Source organism: Agrobacterium sp. Ap1 (assembly GCF_017313375.1).
GTDB lineage: Bacteria > Pseudomonadota > Alphaproteobacteria > Rhizobiales > Rhizobiaceae > Neorhizobium > Neorhizobium cellulosilyticum.
This window is the reverse complement of record NZ_JAFLMY010000004.1, coordinates 1-24,256: the sequence shown is the minus strand read 5'-3', so window position 1 is coordinate 24,256 and position 24,256 is coordinate 1. Positions and strand designations below refer to the sequence as shown.

General features: G+C 58.8%; 21 protein-coding genes, 2 tRNA genes and 1 pseudogene. 5 read left to right on the top strand and 19 right to left on the bottom strand.

Translation table 11 applies throughout. The features are described from left to right. Positions 1-116: 116 nt before the first annotated feature. From JZX87_RS08860 to JZX87_RS08780, 17 genes are all read right to left on the bottom strand, one after another. The gene (locus tag JZX87_RS08860; RefSeq protein ID WP_206825146.1) at positions 117-1,787 is read right to left on the bottom strand and encodes a ribonuclease J; all 1,671 of its coding nucleotides are present in this window, start codon (positions 1,785-1,787) and stop codon (positions 117-119) included. A gap of 8 nt (positions 1,788-1,795) precedes the next feature. Next, positions 1,796-2,566 (bottom strand): biotin--[acetyl-CoA-carboxylase] ligase, encoded by a 771-nt coding sequence (locus JZX87_RS08855; protein WP_206825145.1) that lies wholly within the window; start codon positions 2,564-2,566, stop codon positions 1,796-1,798. Between the two features lie 2 nt (positions 2,567-2,568). Then, a complete protein-coding gene (gene nuoN / locus JZX87_RS08850; RefSeq protein ID WP_206825144.1) occupies positions 2,569-4,011 on the bottom strand; it encodes an NADH-quinone oxidoreductase subunit NuoN in 1,443 nt (480 codons plus the stop codon). 19 nt (positions 4,012-4,030) lie between these two features. After that, entirely contained in the window at positions 4,031-5,542 is a 1,512-nt protein-coding gene (locus tag JZX87_RS08845; RefSeq protein WP_206825143.1) for an NADH-quinone oxidoreductase subunit M, read from the bottom strand. Beyond that, positions 5,542-7,533 carry an NADH-quinone oxidoreductase subunit L gene (nuoL, locus tag JZX87_RS08840; RefSeq protein ID WP_148147968.1) on the bottom strand — a complete coding sequence of 664 codons (1,992 nt, stop codon included), beginning with the start codon at positions 7,531-7,533 and terminating at the stop codon, positions 5,542-5,544. Before nuoL ends, JZX87_RS08845 begins: the two co-directional genes overlap by 1 nt. Positions 7,534-7,540: 7 nt before the next feature. Further along, positions 7,541-7,849, bottom strand: a complete 309-nt coding sequence (gene nuoK, locus JZX87_RS08835; RefSeq protein WP_112511603.1) for an NADH-quinone oxidoreductase subunit NuoK — start codon at positions 7,847-7,849, stop codon at positions 7,541-7,543. A 25-nt stretch (positions 7,850-7,874) separates the two neighbouring features. Then, on the bottom strand, positions 7,875-8,489 hold the full coding sequence (locus JZX87_RS08830; protein ID WP_148147967.1) for an NADH-quinone oxidoreductase subunit J: 615 nt from the start codon (positions 8,487-8,489) through the stop codon (positions 7,875-7,877). Positions 8,490-8,612: 123 nt separating this feature from the next. Next, positions 8,613-9,101 carry an NADH-quinone oxidoreductase subunit NuoI gene (gene nuoI / locus JZX87_RS08825; RefSeq protein WP_139672471.1) on the bottom strand — a complete coding sequence of 163 codons (489 nt, stop codon included), beginning with the start codon at positions 9,099-9,101 and terminating at the stop codon, positions 8,613-8,615. Positions 9,102-9,140: 39 nt separating this feature from the next. Further along, positions 9,141-10,184, bottom strand: a complete 1,044-nt coding sequence (nuoH, locus tag JZX87_RS08820; protein WP_148148033.1) for an NADH-quinone oxidoreductase subunit NuoH — start codon at positions 10,182-10,184, stop codon at positions 9,141-9,143. 7 nt (positions 10,185-10,191) lie between these two features. Continuing rightward, complete coding sequence (gene nuoG / locus JZX87_RS08815; RefSeq protein ID WP_206825142.1) at positions 10,192-12,273, bottom strand: NADH-quinone oxidoreductase subunit NuoG; 2,082 nt, start codon at positions 12,271-12,273, stop codon at positions 10,192-10,194. Positions 12,274-12,361: 88 nt separating this feature from the next. Further along, positions 12,362-13,666, bottom strand: a complete 1,305-nt coding sequence (nuoF, locus tag JZX87_RS08810) for an NADH-quinone oxidoreductase subunit NuoF (protein WP_148147965.1) — start codon at positions 13,664-13,666, stop codon at positions 12,362-12,364. Between the two features lie 10 nt (positions 13,667-13,676). Then, complete coding sequence (locus tag JZX87_RS08805; protein WP_206825141.1) at positions 13,677-14,819, bottom strand: NADH-quinone oxidoreductase subunit E; 1,143 nt, start codon at positions 14,817-14,819, stop codon at positions 13,677-13,679. A gap of 99 nt (positions 14,820-14,918) precedes the next feature. Next, entirely contained in the window at positions 14,919-16,109 is a 1,191-nt protein-coding gene (locus tag JZX87_RS08800; RefSeq protein ID WP_206825140.1) for an NADH-quinone oxidoreductase subunit D, read from the bottom strand. Positions 16,110-16,197: 88 nt separating this feature from the next. Beyond that, entirely contained in the window at positions 16,198-16,800 is a 603-nt protein-coding gene (locus tag JZX87_RS08795; protein ID WP_206825139.1) for an NADH-quinone oxidoreductase subunit C, read from the bottom strand. Between the two features lie 18 nt (positions 16,801-16,818). Continuing rightward, the gene (locus JZX87_RS08790; protein ID WP_148147961.1) at positions 16,819-17,400 is read right to left on the bottom strand and encodes a NuoB/complex I 20 kDa subunit family protein; all 582 of its coding nucleotides are present in this window, start codon (positions 17,398-17,400) and stop codon (positions 16,819-16,821) included. Then, positions 17,391-17,756: an NADH-quinone oxidoreductase subunit A gene (locus JZX87_RS08785; protein ID WP_112457281.1), complete on the bottom strand. Its 366-nt coding sequence runs from the start codon at positions 17,754-17,756 to the stop codon at positions 17,391-17,393. Before JZX87_RS08785 ends, JZX87_RS08790 begins: the two co-directional genes overlap by 10 nt. A gap of 677 nt (positions 17,757-18,433) precedes the next feature. Continuing rightward, positions 18,434-18,510 (bottom strand) — tRNA-Asp (locus JZX87_RS08780). 272 nt (positions 18,511-18,782) lie between these two features. On the opposite strand from JZX87_RS08780, the gene JZX87_RS08775 reads away from it, so the two are divergent. The 5 genes from JZX87_RS08775 (at position 18,783) to JZX87_RS08755 (ending at position 22,722) form a co-directional block, all read left to right on the top strand. Beyond that, positions 18,783-18,858, top strand: a tRNA-Val gene (locus tag JZX87_RS08775). 198 nt (positions 18,859-19,056) lie between these two features. Further along, positions 19,057-19,365, top strand: a complete 309-nt coding sequence (locus tag JZX87_RS08770; protein ID WP_148147960.1) for a hypothetical protein — start codon at positions 19,057-19,059, stop codon at positions 19,363-19,365. 398 nt (positions 19,366-19,763) lie between these two features. Then, positions 19,764-19,940, top strand: coding sequence for a hypothetical protein (locus JZX87_RS08765; protein WP_183685040.1), 177 nt, complete (start codon positions 19,764-19,766; stop codon positions 19,938-19,940). After that, positions 19,937-21,355 (top strand): hypothetical protein, encoded by a 1,419-nt coding sequence (locus JZX87_RS08760; protein ID WP_206825138.1) that lies wholly within the window; start codon positions 19,937-19,939, stop codon positions 21,353-21,355. The genes JZX87_RS08765 and JZX87_RS08760 overlap by 4 nt, the downstream gene beginning before the upstream one ends. Before the next feature lie 242 nt (positions 21,356-21,597). Continuing rightward, positions 21,598-22,722, top strand: a complete 1,125-nt coding sequence (locus JZX87_RS08755) for a glycosyltransferase family 4 protein (RefSeq protein WP_206825137.1) — start codon at positions 21,598-21,600, stop codon at positions 22,720-22,722. On the opposite strand, the gene JZX87_RS08750 is transcribed toward JZX87_RS08755, so the two are convergent. Together JZX87_RS08750 and JZX87_RS31260 are read right to left on the bottom strand one after the other, a co-directional pair. Next, on the bottom strand, positions 22,719-24,026 hold the full coding sequence (locus JZX87_RS08750) for an oligosaccharide flippase family protein (protein WP_206825136.1): 1,308 nt from the start codon (positions 24,024-24,026) through the stop codon (positions 22,719-22,721). The genes JZX87_RS08755 and JZX87_RS08750 overlap by 4 nt on opposite strands. 65 nt (positions 24,027-24,091) lie before the next feature. Continuing rightward, positions 24,092-24,256 (bottom strand): annotated as a pseudogene (locus tag JZX87_RS31260) (glucose-1-phosphate thymidylyltransferase RfbA); the annotation flags it as partial.

The window sequence follows — 24,256 nt, the reverse complement described above, 5'->3', positions numbered from 1 at the left end:
GGGCAAAGAACGTCCGTCGAAGCTCCATTATGACCGAGTGAAGAGCTAAAGCATACTGCAATCCTGCAGAGAAAGGTGGAGTGCAGCTCACTACACTCCGCATAAGCAAGCCCCCCCTACTGAACCCTTGTTACGAACACCGTGACCACAGGCTTCTTGCCCCAGGCGATATTGGCGGCCGAGCGGACGGCGCGGCGAACGGATTCGCGTACGGTGTCGAGATCCTTGCGGCGGGCGCGCGGGATGCTTTCGACGGCGCCGAGTACGGCGTCATAAAGACCGTCGTCCATGTCCTCGCCCTCGTCGTCGAATTCCGGCAGGCCGAAGGAGACGAGATCGGGGTCGGCGAGGAATTCATAGCGCTGGTCGAGCAGGATATTGACCGAGACATGGCCGACAAAGGAGAGCTTGCGACGATCGCTGATGCCCATTTCGTCCAGATCGCCGATCAGCTTGCCATCCTTGTAGATGCGGCCGAAGGGAGCGTCGTCGATGACTTCCGCCGGACCGGGCGCAAGGCGCAGAATGTTGCCGTTGCGGACGCGCGGGATCTGGCCGATGCCGGCGGATGCACCAAGTTCGGCCTGGGCCGTCAGGTGGGCCGCCTCGCCATGAACGGGAACGAGGATCTGAGGCCTTGTCCACTCGTACATTTTCAAAAGTTCGTTGCGGCGCGGGTGGCCGGAAACGTGCACGAGCGCATCGGAATCGGTGACGATCTTGATGCCTTGTTCGATCAGCGCGTTCTTGATCTCGATAATCGGCTTTTCATTGCCCGGGATGGTGCGTGAGGAAAAGACGACCGTATCGCCCTTGGTGAGCGCCACATGGCGCATCTCATCACGGGAAATCTTCGCCAGCGCCGCGCGGGACTCGCCCTGGCTGCCGGTCAGGATGACGACGACCTTGTCGCGCGGGATGTAGCCGTATTCGTCTTCGGCGAGGAAGGGTTTAAGGCCTTCCATGATGCCGATGTCCTGCGCAACATTGACGACGCGTTTCAGCGACGAACCGAGCAGCAGAACTTCACGGCCGGCTGCGTTTGCTGCTTCGGCGATCGAGCGGATACGGCCGACATTAGACGAGAAGGTGGTGACGGCCACCCTGCCCTCGGCTTCCTCGATGACCTTCTGCAGGCCGGCAGAGACTTCTTCTTCAGATGGGGAAACGCCTTCGCGCAGGGCATTGGTACTGTCGCACATCAACGCCAGCACGCCCTCGTCGCCGATGGCGCGGAAACGCGCCTCGTCTGTGAGCGGACCGAGTGTCGGCTTGGCATCGATCTTCCAGTCGCCGGTGTGGACGACATTGCCGAGCGGGGTGCGGATGACCAGCGACATCGGCTCGGGGATGGAGTGGTTGACGCCGACGGCCTCGATCTCAAATGGTCCGACATTGATGCGGTCGCCGGCCTTGAAGATGGTGATCGGGATCTCGGCGCGATCGCCTTCATATTTGCGCTTGGCTTCCAGCATGCCGGCGGTAAAGGGCGAGGCATAGACCGGTACGTTGAGGCCCGGCCAAAGATCGTTCAGCGCGCCGTAATGGTCCTCATGCGCATGGGTAATGATCATGCCCTTGAGATTGTTGCGCTGCGAGGCAAGGAAACGGATGTCGGGAAGAACGAGATCTACGCCCGGAAGATCGGGACCCGGGAAGGTCACGCCCGCATCGACCATGATCCACTGACGCTTCTGTGGCGGTCCATAGCCATAGAGAGCGAGGTTCATGCCGATCTCGCCCACGCCGCCCAGCGGCAGAAACACCAGTTCGTCTTGATTAGCCATTCTTCTTCTTATTCCGTTTTCATAAAGAATACATCACCTGCCGCGATCGGCAGGACTTGTCCACCCCCCATGTCGAGTAACAGCAGGCCGCCGTCGTCGATTCCGGCAAATCTGCCCTCCAGCGACCTGTCGGGAAGATTGACGGTAATACGCTCGCCGACGCCGCAGGCGACCTCCCGCCAGCAGCGCACGATTTCGGCGGTGCCCCTTCCCTCATCCCACAAATCGAGCGCTAAAGCCATGGACTGATAAAGATGGGCGAAAAGTTCATCCGGCGAAATCGCCGCACCGTGATCGGAAAGACGGGTGACGCCATAAGGCGCGCTGTCGGGCATATGGCGGATATTGACACCAATGCCGATGACCAGAGCCCGCTTTCCGCCGGCAAGCGGCTCGCCCTCAAGCAGGATACCGCAGGTCTTTTTGCGATTGATCAGGATGTCATTCGGCCATTTGACCTGCAGGGCGGCGTCGCCGGGCGGCAGGATCGCCTTCACCGCGTCATGGACGGCGACCGCCACCGCAAGCGGCAACGAGGCCACGCGCTCCATGGGGGCAGGATCGATCAGCAGCAGCGAGGCGTAGAGATTGCCCGGCTCGGAGGTCCAGGCGCGGCCGCGTCGGCCACGCCCTTCGATCTGACGGGCAGACGTCACCCACAACAAACCGGGATCGCCCGCGCGAGCGCGGGCGAGACATTCGCTATTGGTGGATCCTATGTCGTCGAAGGCGACATGACGGAAAGCTTCGAGCGAGAAGCGGCTCTTCTCTCCCGCCATTCTCAGAAGAACGACCGTGCAGCCGCATCCGCCGCGGAGCCGATCGGGCCGCCATAGAGGATGTAGGTGGTGATCAGCAGGCCGGAAATGCCGAAGATGAAGCGTAGTTCTCCGGGTGTGCGCTCGAATTCGCCCTTCGGATCATCGAACCACATCAGCTTGACGATGCGCAGGTAGTAGTAGGCTGCGACGACCGACATCAGGAAGCCGATGACGGCAAGCGTGAAGAGACCTGCTTCGACGGCCGCCAGGAACACGTAATATTTGGCGAAGAAGCCTGCGAGCGGCGGGATGCCCGCCATGGAGAACATCTGTGCTGTCAGCACCACCGCCATGAACGGCTTTCTGGCAAAGAGGCCTGCAAGCTCGTCGATCTCCTCGACATATGTGCCATCCGGGCGGCGCATCGACATGATGCAGGCAAAGGTGCCGAAGGACATCATCATGTAGATTAGCATGTAGAGGGCGACACCGGAAACGCCGCTTTCGCTGCCTGCCGACAGGCCGACAAGCGCGAAGCCCATGTGGCCAATGGAGGAATAGGCCATCAGGCGCTTGATGTTCTTCTGGCCGACGGCGGCAAAGGAGCCGAGCGCCATGGAGGCAATCGCCACGAAGACGATGATCTGGCGCCAGTCTGCGATGAGAGGCAGGAAGGTCTCAGATGTCAGACGGATCAGGATCGCCATGGCAGCGATCTTGGGACCGGCAGCAAAGAAGGCCGTGACCGGCGTCGGCGCGCCTTCATAAACGTCCGGCGTCCACATATGGAAGGGAACGGCAGAGATCTTGAAGCAGGCGCCGGCGAGGATGAAGACCATGCCGAAAATCAGGCCGAGGCCACGGGTTTCCGAAGAAAGGACGGACGCGATTTCCTGGAATCCGGTATTGCCGGTGAAGCCGTAGACCAGCGACATGCCGTAGAGCAGCATGCCGGAAGACAGCGCACCGAGGACGAAATATTTCAGGCCAGCTTCGGTCGAGCGCAGGCTGTCGCGGTTGAAAGCGGCAACGACATAAAGCGCGAGCGACATCAGCTCGAGGCCGAGATAGAAGGCGATCAGGTCATTGGCCGAGATCAAGAGCAGCATGCCGAGCGTCGAGAGAACCAGCAGGACCGGATATTCGATTTTGTCGAGCTGCATGGCCTTGCCCTGAACGGCTGACATGGCGAGCGCGAAAATCGAGCCGGCGATTGCCGCGACCTTCATGAAGCGGGCGAACGGATCGACGATGAAGGCACCGCCGAAGGCTTCGCCATTGCCGGAAGACACCGTGATCAGCAATCCGACGACGGCGAGAAGCGCGATTGCCAACCCGGAAATCAGCTGGTTCGCCTTTTCGCCGATGAAAACACCCATCATGAGCAGCACGAGCGCGCCGACCGCCAGAATGATTTCGGGCAGAGCAAACTGCAGACTTTGAGAGAAGAGTTCAGGAGTCATAGTCTTATCTGTCCCGTCATCAATTCGCAGCCTGAGCGGCGGTCGCCACGGCCTGGATGGCCGCATGGTAATTGGTTACGATTCTGTCGACAGTCGCTGCGGAGGCATCGAAGACCGGCGCAGGATAGATGCCGAAGAAGATGGTCACAACGATCAGCGGCCAGACGATGCAATGCTCGCGGAAGGAAATGTCCACAAGGCCCTGCATCAGCGGCGATTTTGCCTGACCGAAGATCATGCGGCGGTAGAGCCACAGCATGTAGGCGGCGGAAAGAACGACACCCGTGGTGGCGAAGAACGCCGTCCAGACGCTGACACGGAAGACGCCGACCGTCGCCAGGAATTCGCCGACGAAGGCGGAAGTGCCCGGCAGGCCGACATTGGCCATGGTGAAGATCAGGAAGGCCAGCGCGTATTTCGGCATGCGGTGCACGAGGCCACCGTAATCGCCGATGTTACGCGTATGGGTACGTTCGTAGACAATGCCGACGCAGAGGAAGAGCGCGCCGGAGATGACGCCGTGCGACAGCATTTGGAAGATAGCGCCGTGCAGACCCTGCTGGTTGACCGCGAAGATGGCCATCGTCACGTAACCCATGTGGGCGACGGAGGAATAGGCGATCATCTTCTTGATGTCGGACTGCATCAGAGCCACGAGCGAGGCGTAGATGATGGCGATGACCGACAGGGTGAGGATCATCGGCGTGAAATAGTCGGACGCCAAGGGGAACATCGGCAGCGAGAAGCGCAGGAAGCCGTAGCCACCGAACTTCAGGAGCAGAGCCGCAAGGTCGACCGAGCCGGCCGTCGGGGCTTCTACGTGCGCATCCGGCAACCAGGTGTGGAACGGCCACATCGGCACCTTGACGGCGAACGACAGGAAAAAGGCGAGGAACAGCCAGAACTGCATTTCCGGCGAGAACTTGTAGGCAAGCAGGACCGGAATGGAGGTGGTGCCGACTTCCGCATACATGACAAGGATGCCGACCAGCATGAAGACCGAGCCGGCCAGCGTATAGAGGAAGAACTTCATCGACGCGTAGATGCGACGCGGTCCGCCCCATACGCCGATGATCAGGAACATCGGGATCAAGCTCGCTTCGAAGAAGACGTAGAAGAGCACGAGGTCCATCGACACGAAGACGCCGACGATCAGCACTTCCAGAACCAGGAAGGCGATCATGTATTCACGCGCATGCAGCGTGATCGCCTTCCAGCTGGTCAACACGCCGAACGGCATGAGGAAGGTCGCCAGCACGACGAACATGACGGACAAGCCATCGACGCCGATATGGTAACTGATGCCCTTGCCGAGCCAGTAATACTGCTCGACCATCTGGTAATCGGCGCTGGAGCCGTCAAAGCCGTACCAGACGACCAGCGACAGGAGGAAGGTGATGATCGTCGTGATCAACGAGATGATCATGACGTTCTGGCGACCGTCGTCGGTGTCGTCGCGGGTGAACACCAGCAACAGCACGCCCACCATCGGGAGGAAGGTGACCGTGGAAAGAATAGGCCAATCGGTCATCAGACAGAACTCCCGAGCATCATCCAGGTAATCAGGGCAGCGACGCCAAGCAGCATCGTGAAGGCATAGTGATAGAGGTAACCGGTCTGCAGGCGCACGACGCGGTTGGCGGTGTCAACCACCCGAGCAGCAACGCCGTTGGGTCCGAAGTGGTCGATCGTACCGACATCGACCTTCTGCCAGAAGAAGCGGCCGAGAGCCTTGGCGGAACGGACGAACAGGAAGTCGTAGAGTTCGTCGAAATACCACTTGTTGAGCAGGAACTGGTAAAGGCCCGGCTGTGCGGCCGCGAGCTTCTTCGGCGTTTCCGGCGACTTGATGTAGAAATACCAGGCGGTGACGAAGCCGATCAGCATGGCGATGAAGGGCGACAGGACGACGAGGAACGGCACGTGATGGAATTCGTGCAGCAGTTCGTTGTGCTCGGAGGTGAAGAGCGCGCCCTTCCAGAAACCCTCGTAGGCGTCACCGTAGAACATTCCCTGGAAGATCACGCCGGCGAGCACTGCGCCGATGGCCAGTACATAGAGCGGGATCAGCATGACGTTCGGGCTTTCATGCACGTGATGCATGACCTCGTGGCTGGCGCGCTCCTTGCCGAAGAAGGTTAGGAACGCCAGACGCCAGGAGTAGAAGCTGGTGAACAGCGCTGCGATGACGAGCAACGTGAAGGCAAAGCCCGAGACCGCCGAATGCGAGGCATAGGATGCCTCGATGATGACGTCCTTGGAGAAGAAGCCGGCAAAACCGATCGGCGTGAAGGGGATACCGACGCCGGTCAGCGCCAGGGTGCCGATCGTCATCATCCAGAAGGTGACCGGGATGTGCTTTCTCAGGCCACCCATCTTGCGCATGTCCTGCTCGCCATCGACGGCATGGATGACCGAGCCGGCACAAAGGAACAACAGAGCCTTGAAGAAGGCGTGGGTGAAGAGGTGGAAGATCGCCGCGCCATAAGCGCCGATGCCGAGTGCGACGAACATATAGCCGAGCTGCGAGCAGGTCGAATAGGCGATGACGCGCTTGATATCGTTCTGCACGAGACCGACGGTCGCTGCGAAGAAAGCCGTGATCGCGCCGATGATCGTGACAACGGTCAGTGCATCCGGCGACTGTTCGAACAAAGGCGACATGCGGGCAACGAGGAAGACGCCGGCGGTGACCATGGTTGCGGCATGGATGAGGGCCGAGACCGGGGTCGGGCCTTCCATGGCGTCCGGCAGCCAGGTGTGCAGCAGGAACTGCGCCGACTTGCCCATCGCGCCCATGAAGAGCAGCAGGCAGGCGGCAGTCAGCGCGCCTTCGCGGGTAAGCGTCAGGCCGAAGACGTCGAAGATGACGCGAGCTGCTTCTGGAGACCCTTCGGCCGGCAGGTAGGTGCCGGCATTGGCGAAGATCGTCTCGAAGTTGATCGAGCCGAACATGACAAAGACGGCGGCGATGCCGAGCATGAAGCCGAAGTCACCGACACGGTTGACGATGAAGGCCTTCATGGCAGCCGCATTGGCCGACGGGCGATCGTACCAGAAGCCGATCAGCAGATAGGATGCCAGACCAACACCTTCCCAGCCGAAGAACATCTGCAGCAGGTTATCAGACGTGATGAGCATCAGCATCGTGAAGGTGAAGAGCGACAGATAGGCGAAGAAGCGCGGACGATGCGGATCGGTGTGCATGTAACCGACGGAATAGACATGCACGAGGAAGGACACCGTGTTGACGACGACGAACATGACCGAAGTCAGCGTGTCGATGCGAAGCGCCCAGAAGACGTCGATATTGCCGGACTGGATCCAGCGCAGCACCTCGACGCTCATGGTTTCCTGGGAACCGAGCGCCACCTGGAAGAAGACGACCCAGGAGAGAACCGCAACCACGGCCATCAGGCCGCAGGTGACGAATTCCGAGGCCTTGGCGCCGATCTGGCGACCGAAAAGGCCAGCGATCAGGAAGCCGACCAGAGGAAGGAAGACGATAAGCTTGTAGATCATGACCCGATCAGCCCTTCATCACATTGACGTCGTCGACGGCGATCGAGCCGCGGTTGCGGTAGAAGACGACAAGAATTGCAAGACCGATGGCGGCTTCCGCAGCCGCGACAGTCAGAATGAACAAAGCAAAGACCTGGCCGACGATGTCGTTCAGGAACGACGAGAAAGCGACCATGTTGAGATTGACCGCGAGCAGGATGAGCTCGATCGACATCAAGATGATGATGACGTTCTTGCGGTTCAGGAAGATGCCGAAAACGCCTAGCGTGAAGAGGATGGCGCTGACCGTGAGATAGTGGGAAAGACCGATTTCCATTTTAATGTTCCTTTTTCCCGCTTCCTCAGAGCCCTTGGCCCGGCTTGACCTTGACCACCTCGACGGCGGTTTCCGGCGTACGGGCAACCTGGCGCGAAACATCCTGACGCTTGATGTTCTGGCGGTGGCGCAGGGTCAGCACGATCGCGCCGATCATCGCCACCAGCAGAACCATGCCGGCAATCTGGAAGAAATAGACATAGTGGGTGTAGAGCACGTCCCCGAGAGCGGCAGTATTCGTGCGCTCTGCCGGGTTCGGGATCGGCATGGTGATCGACTGCGCGGCTTCCGGCGACAGCACGCTCGAGCCGATGACGAGGATCAGCTCGGCCGCGACCACCAGACCGACCAGCATGCCGATCGGGGCATATTGCAGGACGCCGGATTTCAGCTCGGCGAAATCGATGTCGAGCATCATCACGACGAAGAGGAAGAGAACCGCCACCGCGCCGATATAGACAACCAGCAGGATCATCGCGAGGAATTCAGCGCCGGTCAAAAGGAAGAGACCGGCCGCATTGAAGAAGACCACGATGAGAAAGAGAACCGAGTGGACCGGGTTCCTGGACGAAATGACCATGAACGCCGACGCGACGGCGATGAACGCGAACAGATAGAAGAATAGTGCCTGCAGACCCATCGTGGTGCCTTCTCGTCCCTCGTCGAGATCGGGCTTTCCGCCCTACCCGCCCGACCGGTGCCATTTAAGCGCCGGTATGAATTTGAATGAGCCGGAAGCATCAAGCCATCCGGCGAATGCGCCTTACCGGTAAGGCGCATCCATTGCGATATTGCGGGCGATCTCCCGTTCCCAGCGATCGCCGTTTTCCAGAAGCCGTGCCTTGTCGAAATAAAGCTCTTCGCGGGTTTCCGTCGAGAACTCGAAATTCGGGCCTTCGACGATCGCGTCGACCGGGCATGCCTCCTGGCAGAAGCCGCAATAGATGCACTTCACCATGTCGATATCGTAACGCACCGTGCGACGGGTGCCGTCATTGCGGCGCGGACCGGCTTCGATGGTGATCGCCTGAGCGGGACAGATCGCCTCGCACAGCTTGCAGGCGATGCAACGCTCCTCCCCGTTCGGATAACGGCGCAGCGCATGCTCGCCACGGAAGCGCGGTGAAACCGGCCCCTTTTCGAACGGGTAGTTGATCGTGGCCTTCTGCTTGAAGAAATACTTCATCGACAGGAAGAAGGCGCCGACGAACTCCTTCAGGAACAGCGAGTTGATAGCCTGTGCAATAGCCATCTTATTCTCCAATGATGCCGAGGAACGGATTGGTCATGATCATGCCCATCCCGTCAGTTTCAGCACGAATGCAACGATGATCAACATGATGAGCGACAGCGGAAGGAAGACCTTCCAGCCGAGGCGCATGAGCTGGTCATAGCGGTAGCGCGGTACGAATGCCTTCACCATGGCGATCATGAAGAAGACCATTGTGCCCTTGAGCACGAACCAGATGACGCCCGGCACCCAGTTGAGGATGGCGATATCGACCGGGGGCAGCCAGCCGCCAAGGAAGAGAATGGTCGTCAGCGAGCAGACCATCAGGATGGCGGCATATTCCGACAGCATCAGCATCATGTACGGAGCCGAGCCGTATTCGACCATGTAGCCGGCGACCAGTTCGGATTCCGCTTCCGGAAGATCGAAGGGCGGACGGTTGGTTTCGGCAAGACCCGAGATGAAGAAGATCACGAACATCGGGAAGAGCGACAGCCAGTGCCAGTCGAGGAAGGAGTTCGGCAGGCCGAGCTTGGTGCCAAGGCCGTCCTGCTGCGACATGACGATATCCGTCAAGTTCAGCGAGCCAACGCAGAGAAGGACGGCAACGATGACGAAACCGATCGAGACTTCGTAGGACACCATCTGGGCAGCGGAACGGAGCGCACCGAGGAACGGGTATTTGGAGTTGGATGCCCAACCCGCCATGATGATCCCGTAGACCTCCAGCGAGGAGATCGCGAAGATGTAGAGAATGCCGACATTGATATCGGCGATGGCCCAGCCTTCATTGAGCGGAATGACTGCCCAAGTGGCGAGCGCCAGCGTCACGGAAACGAGCGGCGCCAGAAGGAAGACCGCCTTGTTGGCGCCGGCCGGAATGATCGGCTCCTTGAAGACGAACTTCAAAAGGTCGGCGAAGGACTGGAAGAGACCGAAGGGACCGACGATGTTGGGACCGCGGCGCAGCTGTACGGCGGCCCAGATCTTGCGGTCGGCCAAAAGGATATAGGCAATGAAGACCAGAAGGCAGACCAGGAGCAGAAGTGACTGCCCCAGCATGATGAGCGCCGGCCAAACGTAGGTCCAGAAGAACGAGTCCATATTCATATCACTCCGCCGCAGCCTGGAAGTTGTTGCGGGCCAATGCCGAGCACTCGGCCATGACGGCAGAGGAACGGGCAATCGGGTTGGTCAGGTAGAAATCCTTGATCGGCGAAGCGAAGCCGCCCTTGGTCATTTCGCCGCCCTTAGTGCCAAGGGTTGCTATATCGTTCACCGAGCCTGCAGCGATCTCGTCGATCCCGGCGAAATGCGGATGGTCCTGATAAAGCTTGGCGCGCAGAGCATGAAGGCTGTCGAAGGGCAGCTTCTTGCCGAGCACATCCGAGAGTGCACGCAGGATCGCCCATTCCTCGCGGGCCTCACCCGGCGCGAAGCCGGCGCGGTTGCCCATCTGAACACGGCCTTCGGTATTGACCCAGGTGCCGGACTTTTCGGTATAGGCCGCACCCGGCAGGATGATATCGGCGTTCATTGCGCCGTTATCGCCGTGGCTGCCAATGTAGATCGTCGTCTTGGCATACTTGGCCGAGAAGTTCATCTCGTCTGCGCCGAGCAGGAAGAGAACATCCATCGAGCGCAGCATGGTTGCCGCATCGGCACCCTTTGCACCCGGAACGAAGCCGAGATCGAGACCACCGACTCGCGAGGCTGCCGTGTGCAGGACGGCGAAACCGTTCCACTCTTCGGTCAGCGCGCCGACCGAGCCTGCGAGCTGAGCTGCTGCCTGAAGAACGGCGAGACCATCCGGACGGGAGAGAGCCCCCTGCCCTACGATGATCATCGGGTTCTTTGCGCCACGCAGCTTTTCGGCAAAGCTGTTTACGCCCGATGCGAGATCGGCAAGCGTTTCCGGACCACCACCGAGATAGTCGTAAGCATAGCGCAGCTCGTTGACCTCGCCGATCACGCCGATCGGAAAGTTGCCGCGGCGGAAGCGCTTGCGGATGCGGGCGTTGAGGACGGCAGCTTCGAGGCGCGGGTTGGCACCGATGATGAGCAGAGCGCCGGCCTGTTCGATGCCTTCGATGGTCGGATTGAAGAGGTAGCTTGCGCGGCCAAGCGACGGATCAAGCGCCGTCCCGTCCTGGCGACAGTCGAGGTTTTCCGATCCGAGCGAAGACAGAATCTGCTTCAACGCATACATTTCCTCGACGGAAGCGAGGTCACCGGCAATTGCGCCGATCTTGTCGCCCGAGGTTGCGGAAACGGCGGCCTTGACGGCCGCGAAGGCTTCACCCCAGCTTGCGGGCTGCAGGCGGCCATCTTTGCGGACATAAGGGCGATCAAGACGCTGGGTCTTCAGGCCATCCCAGATGAAGCGGGTCTTGTCAGAAATCCACTCCTCGTTCACCTGTTCGTTGACGCGCGGCATGATGCGCATGACTTCGCGGCCACGGGTATCGACGCGGATGGCGGAGCCGACGGCATCCATGACGTCGATCGATTCCGTCTTGCCGAGTTCCCAGGGACGGGCGGTAAAGGCAAACGGCTTGGAGGTCAGTGCACCGACCGGGCAGAGGTCAACGACGTTGCCCTGCAGCTCGGAAGTCATGGCCTGTTCGAGATAGGTGGTGATTTCGGCATCCTCGCCACGACCGATCAGGCCGAGTTCGGAAATGCCGCCGACTTCGGTGGTGAAGCGGACGCAGCGCGTGCAGTGGATGCAGCGGTTCATCACCGTCTTGACCAGCGGGCCGATATACTTGTCTTCGACAGCGCGCTTGTTTTCACCATAACGAGACGAGTCGATGCCGAAGGCCATCGCCTGGTCCTGCAGGTCGCATTCGCCGCCCTGGTCGCAGATCGGGCAATCCAGCGGATGGTTGATCAGCAGGAATTCCATCACGCCTTCGCGGGCTTTCTTGACCATAGGCGTATTGGTGAAGATTTCCGGCAGTTCGCCGTTCGGGCCGCCGCGGATATCGCGCACGCCCATGGCGCAGGAGGCCGTCGGCTTTGGCGGGCCGCCCTTCACCTCAATCAGACACATGCGGCAGTTGCCTGCCACAGACAGACGCTCATGGAAACAAAAGCGCGGAATCTCGGCTCCCGCTTCCTCGCATGCCTGGAGCAGCGTGAAATGGTCAGGAACTTCGATTTCGTTGCCGTCAACCTTCAGCTTTGCCATCGTATCACTTACGTCCTGTGTTCAGCCCGAGCCGTTCAGAACCCGGAAATAGTTCATTTCAACAACCGAAATTCCGCCTCTCGCGGGCTTATTCGGCCGCCTCCATGACGGCGCCTTCAGACGTCGCATTGTATGTATACTGATCGATCCGAGCTTCGATCTCGGCGCGGAAATTGCGGATCAGGCCCTGGATCGGCCAAGCGGCTGCGTCGCCGAGCGCGCAGATCGTATGGCCTTCGACCTGTTTGGAAACCTGGAACAGCATGTCGATCTCACGCTTCTGGGCGTTACCGCGCACCATGCGTTCCATCAGGCGCATCATCCAGCCGGTGCCTTCGCGGCACGGCGTGCACTGGCCGCAGCTTTCATGCTTGAAGAAGGCCGCGATGCGCCAGATCGCCTTGATGACATCCGTCGACTTGTCCATGACGATCATGCCGCCGGTGCCGAAGGAAGACTTGACCTCGCGCATGCCGTCAAAGTCCATGATCGCGTCGGCCATGTCTTCGCCACGCACGATGGGGCAGGATGCGCCGCCAGGAATGACAGCTAGCAGATTGTCCCAGCCGCCGCGGATGCCGCCGCAGTGATGTTCGATGATCTCGCGGAAGGAGAGCCCCATTGCCTCTTCGAAGGTGCAGGGCTTGTTGACGTGGCCCGAAACCATGAACAGCTTGGTGCCGACATTGTTGGCACGGCCGATCGAGGAGAACCAGGAAGCGCCGCGACGCAGGATCGTCGGGGCGACCGAGATCGATTCGACATTGTTAACCGTGGTCGGGCAGCCATAGAGACCCATGTTCGCCGGGAATGGCGGCTTCATGCGCGGCTGGCCCTTCTTGCCTTCGAGGCTTTCGAGCAATGCCGTTTCTTCGCCGCAGATATAGGCACCGGCGCCGTGATGGACGACGATGTCGTAATCCCAGCCATGGACCGTGTTCTTGCCGAGCAGGCCTGCCTCGTAACATTCGTCGATCGCTGCCTGCAGGGCTTCACGCTCGCGCATGTATTCGCCGCGAACATAGATGAAGGCCGTATGGGCGCCCATGGCGAAACCGGCAATCACGCAGCCTTCGATCAGGGTGTGCGGATCGTTGCGGAGAATTTCGCGGTCCTTGCACGTGCCGGGCTCAGATTCGTCGGCGTTGACGACAAGATAATGCGGACGGCCGTCAGATTCCTTCGGCATGAAGGACCATTTGAGGCCGGTCGGGAAGCCAGCACCACCACGACCACGAAGGCCGGATGCCTTCATCTCATTGATGATCCAGTCCCTGCCCTTTTCGATGATGATCTTGGTGCCATCCCAGTGGCCGCGGCTCATCGCGCCCTTCAAGGACTTGTCCTTGAGGCCGTAGATATTGGTGAAGATGCGATCCTGATCGTTAAGCATATCTCACCCCTTACCGTGGCTTCTTGCCGAAGACTTTAATGTATTCGGCTTCGCCACCCTTGGCGAGCGCCTTGGCCTGGTTGAGCCAGTCGTCACGTTCAATACGGCCCTTGAAATTCAGGTAGCCGTCCACCCATTCGCGCTCGGCCTTCTTCCACGATGCGACTTGCGCGAAGGTGAATATGCCGAGTTCGTGAAGGGTTGCTTCGATCTTCGGACCGACGCCGGAAATCAGCTTCAGGTCATCAACCTCAGCCGGCTTTTCGATGCCCTTAGGGCGGTTCTTGTCTTCCAGCGACGGCTTTTCGGACTTTGCGCCGGGAGCAGCCTTAACGGCTTCAGCCTTTGGGACCTCTGCAGCCGACTTATCTACCGTTGCCTTGGCATTTGCTTCAGCGGCCTTCGGCGCCGTGACCGGCGTTTTCAGCTTGGGATCAGTTTCGGGTGCCGTATCCTTCGGCTTTGCAGCCTCTGCCGGAGGAACCGGGGCTGCGTCGACAGCCGGCTCCGGCTGCGGCTCGAGATTGGTGCGGACCGGCTTGATCTCGTCGTTCAGCGTGACCGCCCCGCCTTCAGGCGCGGAGAGATGGCGGTCGATCTGCGGGCCGGGCTTGATTTCGTCACCCTTGCCTGCTTCGAACGCATCGATGATTTCTTCGAGACGCGCGGGCGTGAGGTCTTCGTAGGCATCCTTGAAGATGATGACCATCGGTGCGTTGACGCAGGCGCCCTGACACTCGACTTCTTCCCAGGACAGCGTGCCGTCGGCATTCGGCTGCAGCGGATCGTGATGGATCTTGTGCTGACAGACCTTGATCAGCTCTTCGGCGCCGCGCAGCATGCAGGGCGTTGTGCCGCAGACCTGGATATGGGCGCGGGTGCCGATCGGCTTCAGCTGGAACTGGGTGTAGAAAGTCGCCACTTCCATGACGCGGATATAGGGCATGTCGAGACGGGCCGCGACATGCTCGATCGTGGCGCGGGTGACCCAGCCTTCCTGCTCCTGCGCTCGCATCAGAAGTGGGATGACGGCCGACTGCTGCCGGCCTTCCGGGTATTTCCTGATCGTTGCCTCGGCCCAGGCCGCGTTCTCTTCGTTGAAGGCGAAGTTAGCGGGCTGGAACTGTTCTTCGGCTAGTCGACGAACGGACATTCTTTCTCACGCCTTATCAGTTTATTGACACACGCCGCGAGACCACCGCAAAAGCGGCTTCGCAGGCATTGGCAGGGATGATCGCAACGACGTCAGTCATCAGCGGTCTACCTCGCCGAACACGATATCGAACGAGCCCAGCACCGCCGAGACGTCCGCAAGCTGGTGCCCGCGACAGGCGAAATCCATCGCCTGCAGATGGGCATAACCCGGGGCACGGATCTTGCAGCGGTAGGGCTTGTTGGTGCCATCGGCCACGAGAAACACGCCGAATTCACCCTTGGGCGCTTCGACGGCGGCATACACTTCGCCGGCGGGCACGTGGTAGCCTTCGGTATAAAGCTTGAAATGGTGGATGAGCGCTTCCATCGAGCGCTTCATCTCACCGCGCTTGGGCGGAACGACCTTGCCATCGGTGGCCGAGAACGGGCCTGTCTTGGCATCGCCGAGCAGGCGGTTGACGCACTGCTTCATGATCTTGCAGCTCTCGCGCATCTCGATCATGCGGATGAGGTAGCGATCGTAACAGTCGCCGTTCTTACCGATCGGGATGTCGAATTCGAGGTCGGAATAACATTCGTAGGGCTGCGCACGGCGCAGGTCCCAGGCAGCGCCCGAGCCACGGACCATGACGCCGGAGAAACCACGCGCCCAAGCGTCGTTGATATCGATGACGCCGATATCGACGTTACGCTGCTTGAAGATGCGGTTGCCGGTCAGAAGGTCGTCGATATCGTCCAGCTTGGACGGGAACTGGTCGCACCACGCGCCGATATCCTCGACCAGCTCATGCGGCAGATCCTGATGGACGCCGCCGGGACGGAAATAGGCTGCGTGCATGCGCGCGCCACATGCACGCTCGTAAAACACCATCAGCTTTTCGCGCTCTTCGAAACCCCAGAGCGGCGGAGTGAGCGCGCCGACGTCCATGGCCTGGGTCGTGACGTTGAGGAGATGCGACAGGATACGGCCGATTTCCGAATAAAGGACGCGGATGAGCTGGCCGCGGATCGGAATTTCCAGACCGAGCATTTTTTCGACGGCCAGAGCAAAGGCATGCTCCTGATTCATCGGCGCGACGTAATCGAGGCGGTCGAAATAGGGAACGGCCTGGAGATAGGTCTTCGTCTCGATGAGCTTTTCGGTGCCGCGGTGCAGAAGACCGATATGCGGGTCCACGCGCTCCACAATTTCGCCGTCGAGTTCCAGCACAAGACGCAGAACGCCGTGCGCTGCAGGATGCTGCGGCCCGAAATTGATGTTGAAGTTACGAACGTTGTGCTCGGTCATCTGCGGCTCCATGCCAGTACTCAAGCGTACCGGGCGGGAAAAACTTGGCGTCAAACCGGCGCTTATGCGCCAGTTTCAGATTTCGGCGTCAGGTATTAGCCTTCTCGTCCCCGGGAAGGACGTATTCCGGTCCCTCCCACGGACTCAGGAAATCGAAGCTGCGAAACTCCTGGCGGAGTTCAACCGGTTCGTAGACGACGCGTTTGAGGCTGTCGTCATAGCGAACCTCGACGAAACCGGTGGTCGGGAAATCCTTGCGCAGCGGATGACCTTCAAAGCCGTAATCGGTGAGGATGCGGCGAAGATCCGGATGGCCTGTAAACAGGATACCGTACATGTCCCAGGCTTCGCGCTCGGCCCAGTCGGCACCCGGATAAACGGAAGTGACAGACGGAACGGGCTCTTCCTCAGCCGTTGCAAGCTTCACGCGGATGCGCTGGTTCTGCTTCGGCGACATCAGGTGATAGACGACATCGAAGCGCTTGACGCGCGCCGGATAGTCCACACCACAGGCATCAATGAAGTTGACGAAGGCACAGCGGGGATCGTCGCGCAGGAAGGTCAGAAGATCGACGACATTTGCACCGGTTGTGAGGAGCGTCAGTTCGCCATAGGCAATAAATGCGTCCTCGACCAGCGTGGGGCGCGCTTCGCGGATATAGGTGGAAAGTTCGCTCAAGGCTTCAGTCATGATATCCTCCTTGAAGCCTCAGCGTTCGATCGTGCCGGTGCGGCGGATCTTTTTCTGCAGCAAAAGCACGCCGTAAAGCAGTGCCTCTGCCGTGGGGGGACAGCCTGGCACATAGATATCGACCGGTACAACACGGTCACATCCGCGCACCACCGAATAGGAATAGTGATAATAACCGCCACCATTGGCGCAGGAGCCCATCGAGATGACGTAACGCGGTTCCGGCATTTGGTCATAGACCTTGCGGAGTGCCGGCGCCATCTTGTTGGTCAGCGTGCCGGCGACGATCATCACATCGGACTGGCGCGGAGAGGCACGCGGCGCAAAACCGAAGCGCTCTACGTCATAACGCGGCATGGAAAGCTGCATCATCTCGACGGCGCAACAGGCAAGACCGAAGGTCATCCACATCAGCGAACCGGTACGGGCCCAATTGATCAGCTCGTCCGTCGATGTGACGAGAAAGCCCTTGTCGGCGAGCTCATTGTTGATCTCGCCGAAAAATGCGTCATCGCTGCCGATCGGCTTACCGGTATTGGGATCAATGATGCCTTTCGGCTGAGGTGCAACGAGGGTGCTGCCGCTATCGACTACTCCCATTCCAGAGCTCCTTTTTTCCATTCGTAGATAAAGCCGACTGTCAAAACAGCAAGGAAGACCATCATCGACCAGAAGCCGAACCAGCCAATTTCCCCGAAAGACACAGCCCAGGGGAAGAGGAACGCCACTTCAAGGTCGAAGATGATGAAGAGAATCGACACGAGATAGAATCGAATATCAAACTTCATGCGCGCGTCATCGAATGCGTTGAAGCCACACTCGTATGCCGACAGCTTCTCAGAATCGGGAGCCTTATAGGCGACGGCAAACGGCGCGATCAAAAGCGCCAGGCCGATAACCATGGAGATTCCGATAAAGATCGCGATCGGGATGTAAGAAGCGAGAAGTTCACTCATGATATCCAACCCCTGCCTGCAAGAAGCGCCGAACGACGCATTTTTAGGCAATGCGCGGGCAAGCGAACGTGCATTGCAACAAGCCGTGACTATCGCAGCAGCGTTTCCCACGCAAGTGCTTTAACAAGCCACCCCACACGCATAGAGGTGCGAAAGACGACAAAATGTCGCGGAGGGTGGCGGAAAGCCTGAAACGATTGAAAAACGACAAGCGATAGAGCCGGGAGCATCGCAAAAAGTTATTAACAGGAGCAAAAATATCAACGTTTGCAGTGGACTTGCGTTTTGCCAAGTCTACGCACGAAAAATCACCCCTGCGACAATTGTCCGCACGGCACGAGCGCCACAAAAACAGTCGCAGCGGTTGCAGGCAACTCCGAAAACACAGGCAAAACCCTCCCCACCGGAAAGCCATCTCGCGCATTACGGGAAATCCGCACCACCCCGGACAGCATAACCGAAACCGACACAAAACTGCCCACACGAAAAAGGTCGATCACGCAATTGCGAACGAGCGACCACCCTCCCCCGAAGATAAAGAGAGGAAACAGCAGCCGAGCGATCAGCAAGGCCGCGAAATGCAGGATGGAAGGAACAGGGCGACAAAAGTCTACAAGCGACCATCATGCGGTGTTTGAAACCGCATAGGTGAATAGAAATATGGAGGATAAAGAGAATGGCGCGAGTGACGGGGCTCGAACCCGCGACCTCCGGCGTGACAGGCCGGCACTCTAACCGACTGAGCTACACCCGCACTTTCTTCAAGAAACTCACCTCCGAGGAGGGAAACCTCTTGGCCGGGCGACCTCAATCGCTCGGTTGGCGGCTGTCTAAGAGGTTCGGGAACGGGTGTCAAGCAGGTTTCAAGACAAAAGGATGGCGCCTTCAATGTTTTATCCACAGCCGCTCTTTTTTGCGCATATCCGACGAAAAATTCAAAAAAACATCACGAAGGCTCTTGCGGTTTTTTTCCGATCCGCATAGATCACGGCCACCGACGCGGCGGACACGATCCGGTCTCGCGAAGGGCGATTAGCTCAGTTGGTAGAGCGCCTCGTTTACACCGAGGATGTCGGGAGTTCGAGTCTCTCATCGCCCACCATTCTTTTCTTCTCCTTTACTATGGACTGATAAGCGGTTTGATTTCGCGGGCATTTGAACCGCGCTCGCACAGATCTGCCTACTCGTTGCAAAATCCGCGCTGCCGCTCCCCCAAGCCTGTGATATGCAAGGCGTGAGCAATAGGCTGCGAACCGTGTTGTTTCTGCAGCCACATCAAATTTGTGAGAGAGCCAACCCGATGCGCTTCGCCTGCCTCCCCCTTCTCTTCGCCGCAACATTCTGCGTTTCGCCAGCCGCGGCAAAGGACGCAGCAAAGCTTCGTCCCGCAACGGCAACGGAAATTCGGCAGACGCTGACAAAGACGTCCAATCTAAAAGATGCCCCAAATGGCTACCAGTATCGGGAAGGCGGAAAGATCGGCTACAGGATCGACAACGGGAAGATCTGCGTGCTCCAGCAGCGCAAAAGCGAATGCGTCACGGTCTATACCGACGGTAAGCGGCTTGAGACGATCGATCGCCGTGGAAATCGCAACTTCCTGAATTGATTCGAACGGAGTGCGGCAGAGGCGCGAATTCAGCCACGCCCTTAAAGATCTCGACATTGCACATCGATCGACCGTTTTGCGACGGCTTCGGCACAATAATCTCTCCACAGGCGCCGATCTGAAAAGATTCGCGGAGCAAACTGCTCCGCCTCGTGCAAAACGGGGAAGCGACGAAGCGCTTCACGCACATGTTCGCCTTCAAAACCTTTCAGAATCAATATCCCGGCTTTTTCACATCGCCGAAGACTTCGCTTTTGCCGGACGCTTTATCCCCGCCATCCCAACACCTTCTAGAATCAAAGCCCGCGCCAACAGCGCAGTGACCAGAAGGAACGGCAGGATGAAGAGAAGAATTGCCCCACGACACAAGCCTTGCAGACCAGTGCGAGGTGGCAGTCATGCTTGACCTTTGCCTCTCCACCACAAGTCTGGCGACAATCCTGGGGAACAAGGTAGCCATCGTACCGCCCTACCCGGCGCCTTCGGGCTATCGCTGGAAAACAGTCACCGAGAGCGGTGCCGTCGTGCGCGAAAAGAATCAATCCGTTATCGAACTTGTAAGGACCGCGGCATGAGCGAACTTCTTTCCATTCGTCCAGCCGCGATGCGCCAAGCCGCCACCCGCTGCTTTCCGTCACTCAACTGGAATGCGACACTTCCCTGGCTGAGAGCCATTACTGTCCATACTGCACGTAGAAGGCTGATCAATCCGCGCGTCGTCTATCCGAACTGGAGGATGAGCGGTTCGTCCGAAGCATCGAGCGGTGCCGGGACGCTGAAAGTATCGCTTGAATATCCAGCCGGTGTCTTCACGCTCGCAAATGAGTGTATTGCGGTAGGCGGTTCCGCTGTAACATTTCCCGCTGGCAATCTAGCGCTTACATTCAACGTCACGGTTCCACGCGGGGCAAAATTCTGGCTGAGGCCGCTCGTCAACATTCCCTCAGGCGTCAACTGGACACAGATGGCAGGCGGCAACGAGTCCAATTACGGCATTGCATCCGGCGACTTCATGGACATCAGCACGAGCGCCGTTGCCGACCACACCGATGGCGGCGCAGTCGGCGCCGCAAACGGCAGTCTCTATCTTCCCATGGTCATCGCCACGGAGCATAGGGAGGCTGCGCCGATCATCTTCGGCACCAGTCGTGCTGCCGGCGGCACCTATATCAATGACAGCAACGGCGATGCCGGTATCGAGTGCGTCATCCTGGGCAGAAACCACGGCTACACCAACCACGCCATCGCAGCCACGCTTCTGGCAAGCTGGAATGCCGGCACGCATAACTATCTCGGGCAGTTGATCACAGCGGGCTACTGGACACATGTGATCAACGAATATGGCATCAACGATACCGGTGACACCGCCGCTGCCCTTGCCGGGCGCCGAACAACCTTTGCCAGCTGGGTGAAGGGACTTCGTTCGGATATCGTCGTTATCGGCGAAACGCTCTATCCACGGACCAGCAGCACGGATGGCTATGCCAGCAAGGCAAACCAGACGATTTCGAGCCAGCCGATCGCGGAATTCAACAACCTGGTACGCACCGGGATTTCCGGCGAGGACTACTGCTGGGATGCCGCTGACGGGCTCGACCCGACTCGCGAGGGGAAATACCCGGTTACACGCAATCCCAACGACGCATCTTATACGCCGACACTTTTCACCGCGGGGCTTTCCGGCACGACGCTGACAGTTTCGTCCGTGACATCCGGTCCGGCGCTCGGTGTGGGCGTGCCGATCAATGCCGCCGGCGCTGCGCCCAGCCTTTGGATCGTAAGGCAGTTGAGCGGCACAGCGGGAACTGTCGGCACTTATGAAGTCAATCGCGCCCATAACGGGTTCCCGAACAAACCTGCCCTCGCCGCCGGGACAAGTTTCACGACCGCGGGTTACACGACAAGAGATGGCCTGCATGCAGAATGGCTCGGGGCAGAAATGATCGTCAACAACAAGGGACCAGCGCTGCTGGACCTGCTGGCGGCTTGAATACAGCCCTGCGTCACACGATCATCCCGCTCCATTGGAGCGGGATTCTTTTTAACGCGATTGCCATTTCAAGATTCCAGGCAATGCGACGATGACTTGATACAACTTTCATGCAGTGCCAAGAGTGAGAAATCAATGGAAAAGGGCAGCGGTACTCTCCGGCATTCATCAGTTATATAGAAGACTATGCTGGAAAGACTTATTGCATATTCAAAGCACAAAGACGAAAGATCGATCCGACGATGTCTCTTCCAAAGGAAAACCTTGTTATAGTCCAATATGCGGGCGATTTTCGTGAGGCGGCATTACGGCTTTCCGAGGGTGGGGCAGAAACCTACCGGGCACAGCGCTACACGGTCGACTATGTGCAGTCTCTTGCGAGCCGCTATCATGTGACCACGATTACCGGCTTTACCGCCGAGCCTTATGACATCATTCTTCCAAGCGGCGCACGTGCCATCAGTGCCGGTTTCACCGACCGCTTCCACGCCCCGACAATTCTCGATCTCGTTCGAAAGACCAATCCCGATCGCCTGATCCTGCGTCTGCCCAACCCGATTCTGCTGAGATGGGCAGCCCGCAAAGGGGTACCGACACTGGCACTTCTTGCCGACTCGTTTCCTGCCAAAACCCTCAAAGAGCGCTTCAAGCGCCGTGTTATCGCGCACTATCTCAAGTCTCCCAACGTTACGCTTGTGGCGAATCACGGAAGAAGGGCTGCGCGCCAGCTGGTCGATATCGGCGTGCCTGCAAATAAGGTCGTCGCATGGGATTTTCCGGCACAGGATACGCCTCACGACAGAGAGGCGAAGCTTTCGGCGCAAGGCCGCAAAATCCTGTATGCCGGTCTCCTGAGTGCAGCGAAGGGTGTCGATGATCTTTTGCATGCGACGGCCAGCCTGAAGCGGAACGGCAAAGCGATCACGGTCGATCTTTATGGCAAAGGGGAAACCGACAGGCTCACGCAACTGGCGAAGACGCTCGGGATAGAGGCTGAAGTAACCTTCAAGGGACTTGTTGCCAACAGCGAGATGGTTCCGGCCATGTCCGCCGCAGATATCATCGTCGTGCCAAGCCGCCACGATTATTCGGAAGGGTTGCCGCTGACGATTTATGAAGCGCTTTGTTCCCGAACTCCGCTGGTGGCCTCCGACCATCCGATGTTTCTGGAGAATATCGAGGACGGTTTCAGCTGCGTCATGTTTCCTGGCGGCAACGCGAGTGCGCTCGCGACAAAGATCGACGGGGCGCTGACCGATGCCGCTCTCTACTCCAGGCTCTCGGCCAATGCCCCGGAGGCATGGGAAAAGATCCAGATTTCGCTAAAATGGGCGGACGTTATCGGAGGCTGGCTGGCCAGCCGTTAGACGAATTGGTGCATAGCAAACGCCAGGACCGAAAGAGCAATCAGCAGAATCGTGAACATGCCCTGGCGGCGAACGGGATAACCGCACATTTTCCAGAGGATGATGTAATCCACATAACTGCGCAGACCATAGGCGACGGCTGCACCGAGCGTGCCGTAATGGTATGTCAGCAGCACCAGCGCCACCAGGTAGAAGGGCATTTCGAGAAGATGCACTTTCAGGATCGTGGTGGAGCGCCCCCAGGCTTGCAATGCGGTGTAGGGAAGTATGCCGAGGCAATTGGCCCACAGCCCCACGGCATAGACCTTTGCGACCGCGCTGACCTCGGCATAGATCGGATCCCTGAGCCACAAGTAATAGACGAGATCGCTCGCCACGATGGCTGCGCCGCAGATGCCGAACCAGATCCAGATGATCTTGCTCTTGGAGAAAAACAGCGCCTCCCTGTGGTCATCGGCCGTTCCGGTGGAGAGTTTCGGAAAGATCGATCTGGACATCGCCATAGGCAATATCCCCAACCGGCCAATCGAATTTACCGCGATACTGTAGGCGGCAACATCCGAGGCACCGGCGAAACGGGCGATGATGACCTGATCGATGCGGGTGAAGATCGGATCGAGGATATTCACGGCGGCGATCGAAGAGCCGAATTTCAGCAGCGAAATCATGGTGGACTTCGACACGGAAAACAGCGCCACGAGATCGAACAGGCGGCCGACCACAATGGCGTACAATACCAGCAGCACGAAGCGGCACAGGATGACGGCGATGATCAGATCGGGCAGATGATCGGAGACATAATAGGCCGTGAACAGCGGCACGAGCTGATAGAGTATCGACCCGACCAGCTGCAGGCTGTTGGCCATCTTGAAGCGCTCCTCGCCATCGAGAGCACCGTTCAAGGTGGACGTGATCATCAATACCGGAATGCCAAACATCATCCAGGGGAGCGCGGTCGCAACGTCCTTGACCATCTCGCTTTCACTGTGGCCGGCATAGAGGAAAAAGGCTCCTCCGCCGAGAATCGCGATCAAGGCCCCCCAGGCCGTATTCAGCGCAGCGGCCGACCAGATGATATCGGCCTTCGCCTGCCTGCCCTCGGCTCGGCTGATCGCTGTCGTTACCGATCTCGAAATGCCGAAATCGAGAATGCCGAAATATCCGAAGACGATCCAGACAAGCGACAGCGCACCGTATTTCTCAGCCCCAATGGCGTGAAGATAATGCGGTACGGTAATGAGGATGATGAGTATCGGGAGAGCCGACCCTAGAAGATTGACGGCAATATGCCTCAGATTGAACACACGCGCCCCGCGATGCAGTTAGTGAACCGACGCGGCATTAGCACCGCGCCGGATAAGACCGACGATCAGCCCTCGAGCACCTTTGCCCGCAGGTATTTTCCATAGGCGCTCTTGCCATAAGCTTCGGCCAACTTTGTAAGGCCGGCTGCGTCGATGAATCCCATTCTGTATGCGATTTCCTCGGGGCAGCAGATCTTGAAGCCCTGGCGGCGTTCGAGTGTCGCGACGAA

Bases quoted from the DNA above. Each gene is read 5' to 3' on its own strand.
- nuoF (WP_148147965.1), bottom strand. From the start codon at position 13,666: ATGCTTAACGATCAGGATCGCATCTTCACCAATATCTACGGCCTCAAG.
- JZX87_RS08795 (WP_206825139.1), bottom strand. From the start codon at position 16,800: ATGACTGAAGCCTTGAGCGAACTTTCCACCTATATCCGCGAAGCGCGC.
- JZX87_RS08755 (WP_206825137.1), top strand. From the start codon at position 21,598: ATGTCTCTTCCAAAGGAAAACCTTGTTATAGTCCAATATGCGGGCGAT.
- JZX87_RS08790 (WP_148147961.1), bottom strand. From the start codon at position 17,400: ATGGGAGTAGTCGATAGCGGCAGCACCCTCGTTGCACCTCAGCCGAAA.
- nuoN (WP_206825144.1), bottom strand. From the start codon at position 4,011: ATGACTCCTGAACTCTTCTCTCAAAGTCTGCAGTTTGCTCTGCCCGAA.
- JZX87_RS08855 (WP_206825145.1), bottom strand. From the start codon at position 2,566: ATGGCGGGAGAGAAGAGCCGCTTCTCGCTCGAAGCTTTCCGTCATGTC.
- JZX87_RS08800 (WP_206825140.1), bottom strand. From the start codon at position 16,109: ATGACCGAGCACAACGTTCGTAACTTCAACATCAATTTCGGGCCGCAG.
- nuoH (WP_148148033.1), bottom strand. From the start codon at position 10,184: ATGGACTCGTTCTTCTGGACCTACGTTTGGCCGGCGCTCATCATGCTG.
- JZX87_RS08785 (WP_112457281.1), bottom strand. From the start codon at position 17,756: ATGAGTGAACTTCTCGCTTCTTACATCCCGATCGCGATCTTTATCGGA.
- JZX87_RS08860 (WP_206825146.1), bottom strand. From the start codon at position 1,787: ATGGCTAATCAAGACGAACTGGTGTTTCTGCCGCTGGGCGGCGTGGGC.
- JZX87_RS08805 (WP_206825141.1), bottom strand. From the start codon at position 14,819: ATGTCCGTTCGTCGACTAGCCGAAGAACAGTTCCAGCCCGCTAACTTC.
- JZX87_RS08845 (WP_206825143.1), bottom strand. From the start codon at position 5,542: ATGACCGATTGGCCTATTCTTTCCACGGTCACCTTCCTCCCGATGGTG.
- JZX87_RS08765 (WP_183685040.1), top strand. From the start codon at position 19,764: ATGCTTGACCTTTGCCTCTCCACCACAAGTCTGGCGACAATCCTGGGG.
- nuoL (WP_148147968.1), bottom strand. From the start codon at position 7,533: ATGATCTACAAGCTTATCGTCTTCCTTCCTCTGGTCGGCTTCCTGATC.
- JZX87_RS08760 (WP_206825138.1), top strand. From the start codon at position 19,937: ATGAGCGAACTTCTTTCCATTCGTCCAGCCGCGATGCGCCAAGCCGCC.
- nuoI (WP_139672471.1), bottom strand. From the start codon at position 9,101: ATGGCTATTGCACAGGCTATCAACTCGCTGTTCCTGAAGGAGTTCGTC.
- JZX87_RS08830 (WP_148147967.1), bottom strand. From the start codon at position 8,489: ATGGGTCTGCAGGCACTATTCTTCTATCTGTTCGCGTTCATCGCCGTC.
- nuoK (WP_112511603.1), bottom strand. From the start codon at position 7,849: ATGGAAATCGGTCTTTCCCACTATCTCACGGTCAGCGCCATCCTCTTC.
- JZX87_RS08770 (WP_148147960.1), top strand. From the start codon at position 19,057: ATGCGCTTCGCCTGCCTCCCCCTTCTCTTCGCCGCAACATTCTGCGTT.
- nuoG (WP_206825142.1), bottom strand. From the start codon at position 12,273: ATGGCAAAGCTGAAGGTTGACGGCAACGAAATCGAAGTTCCTGACCAT.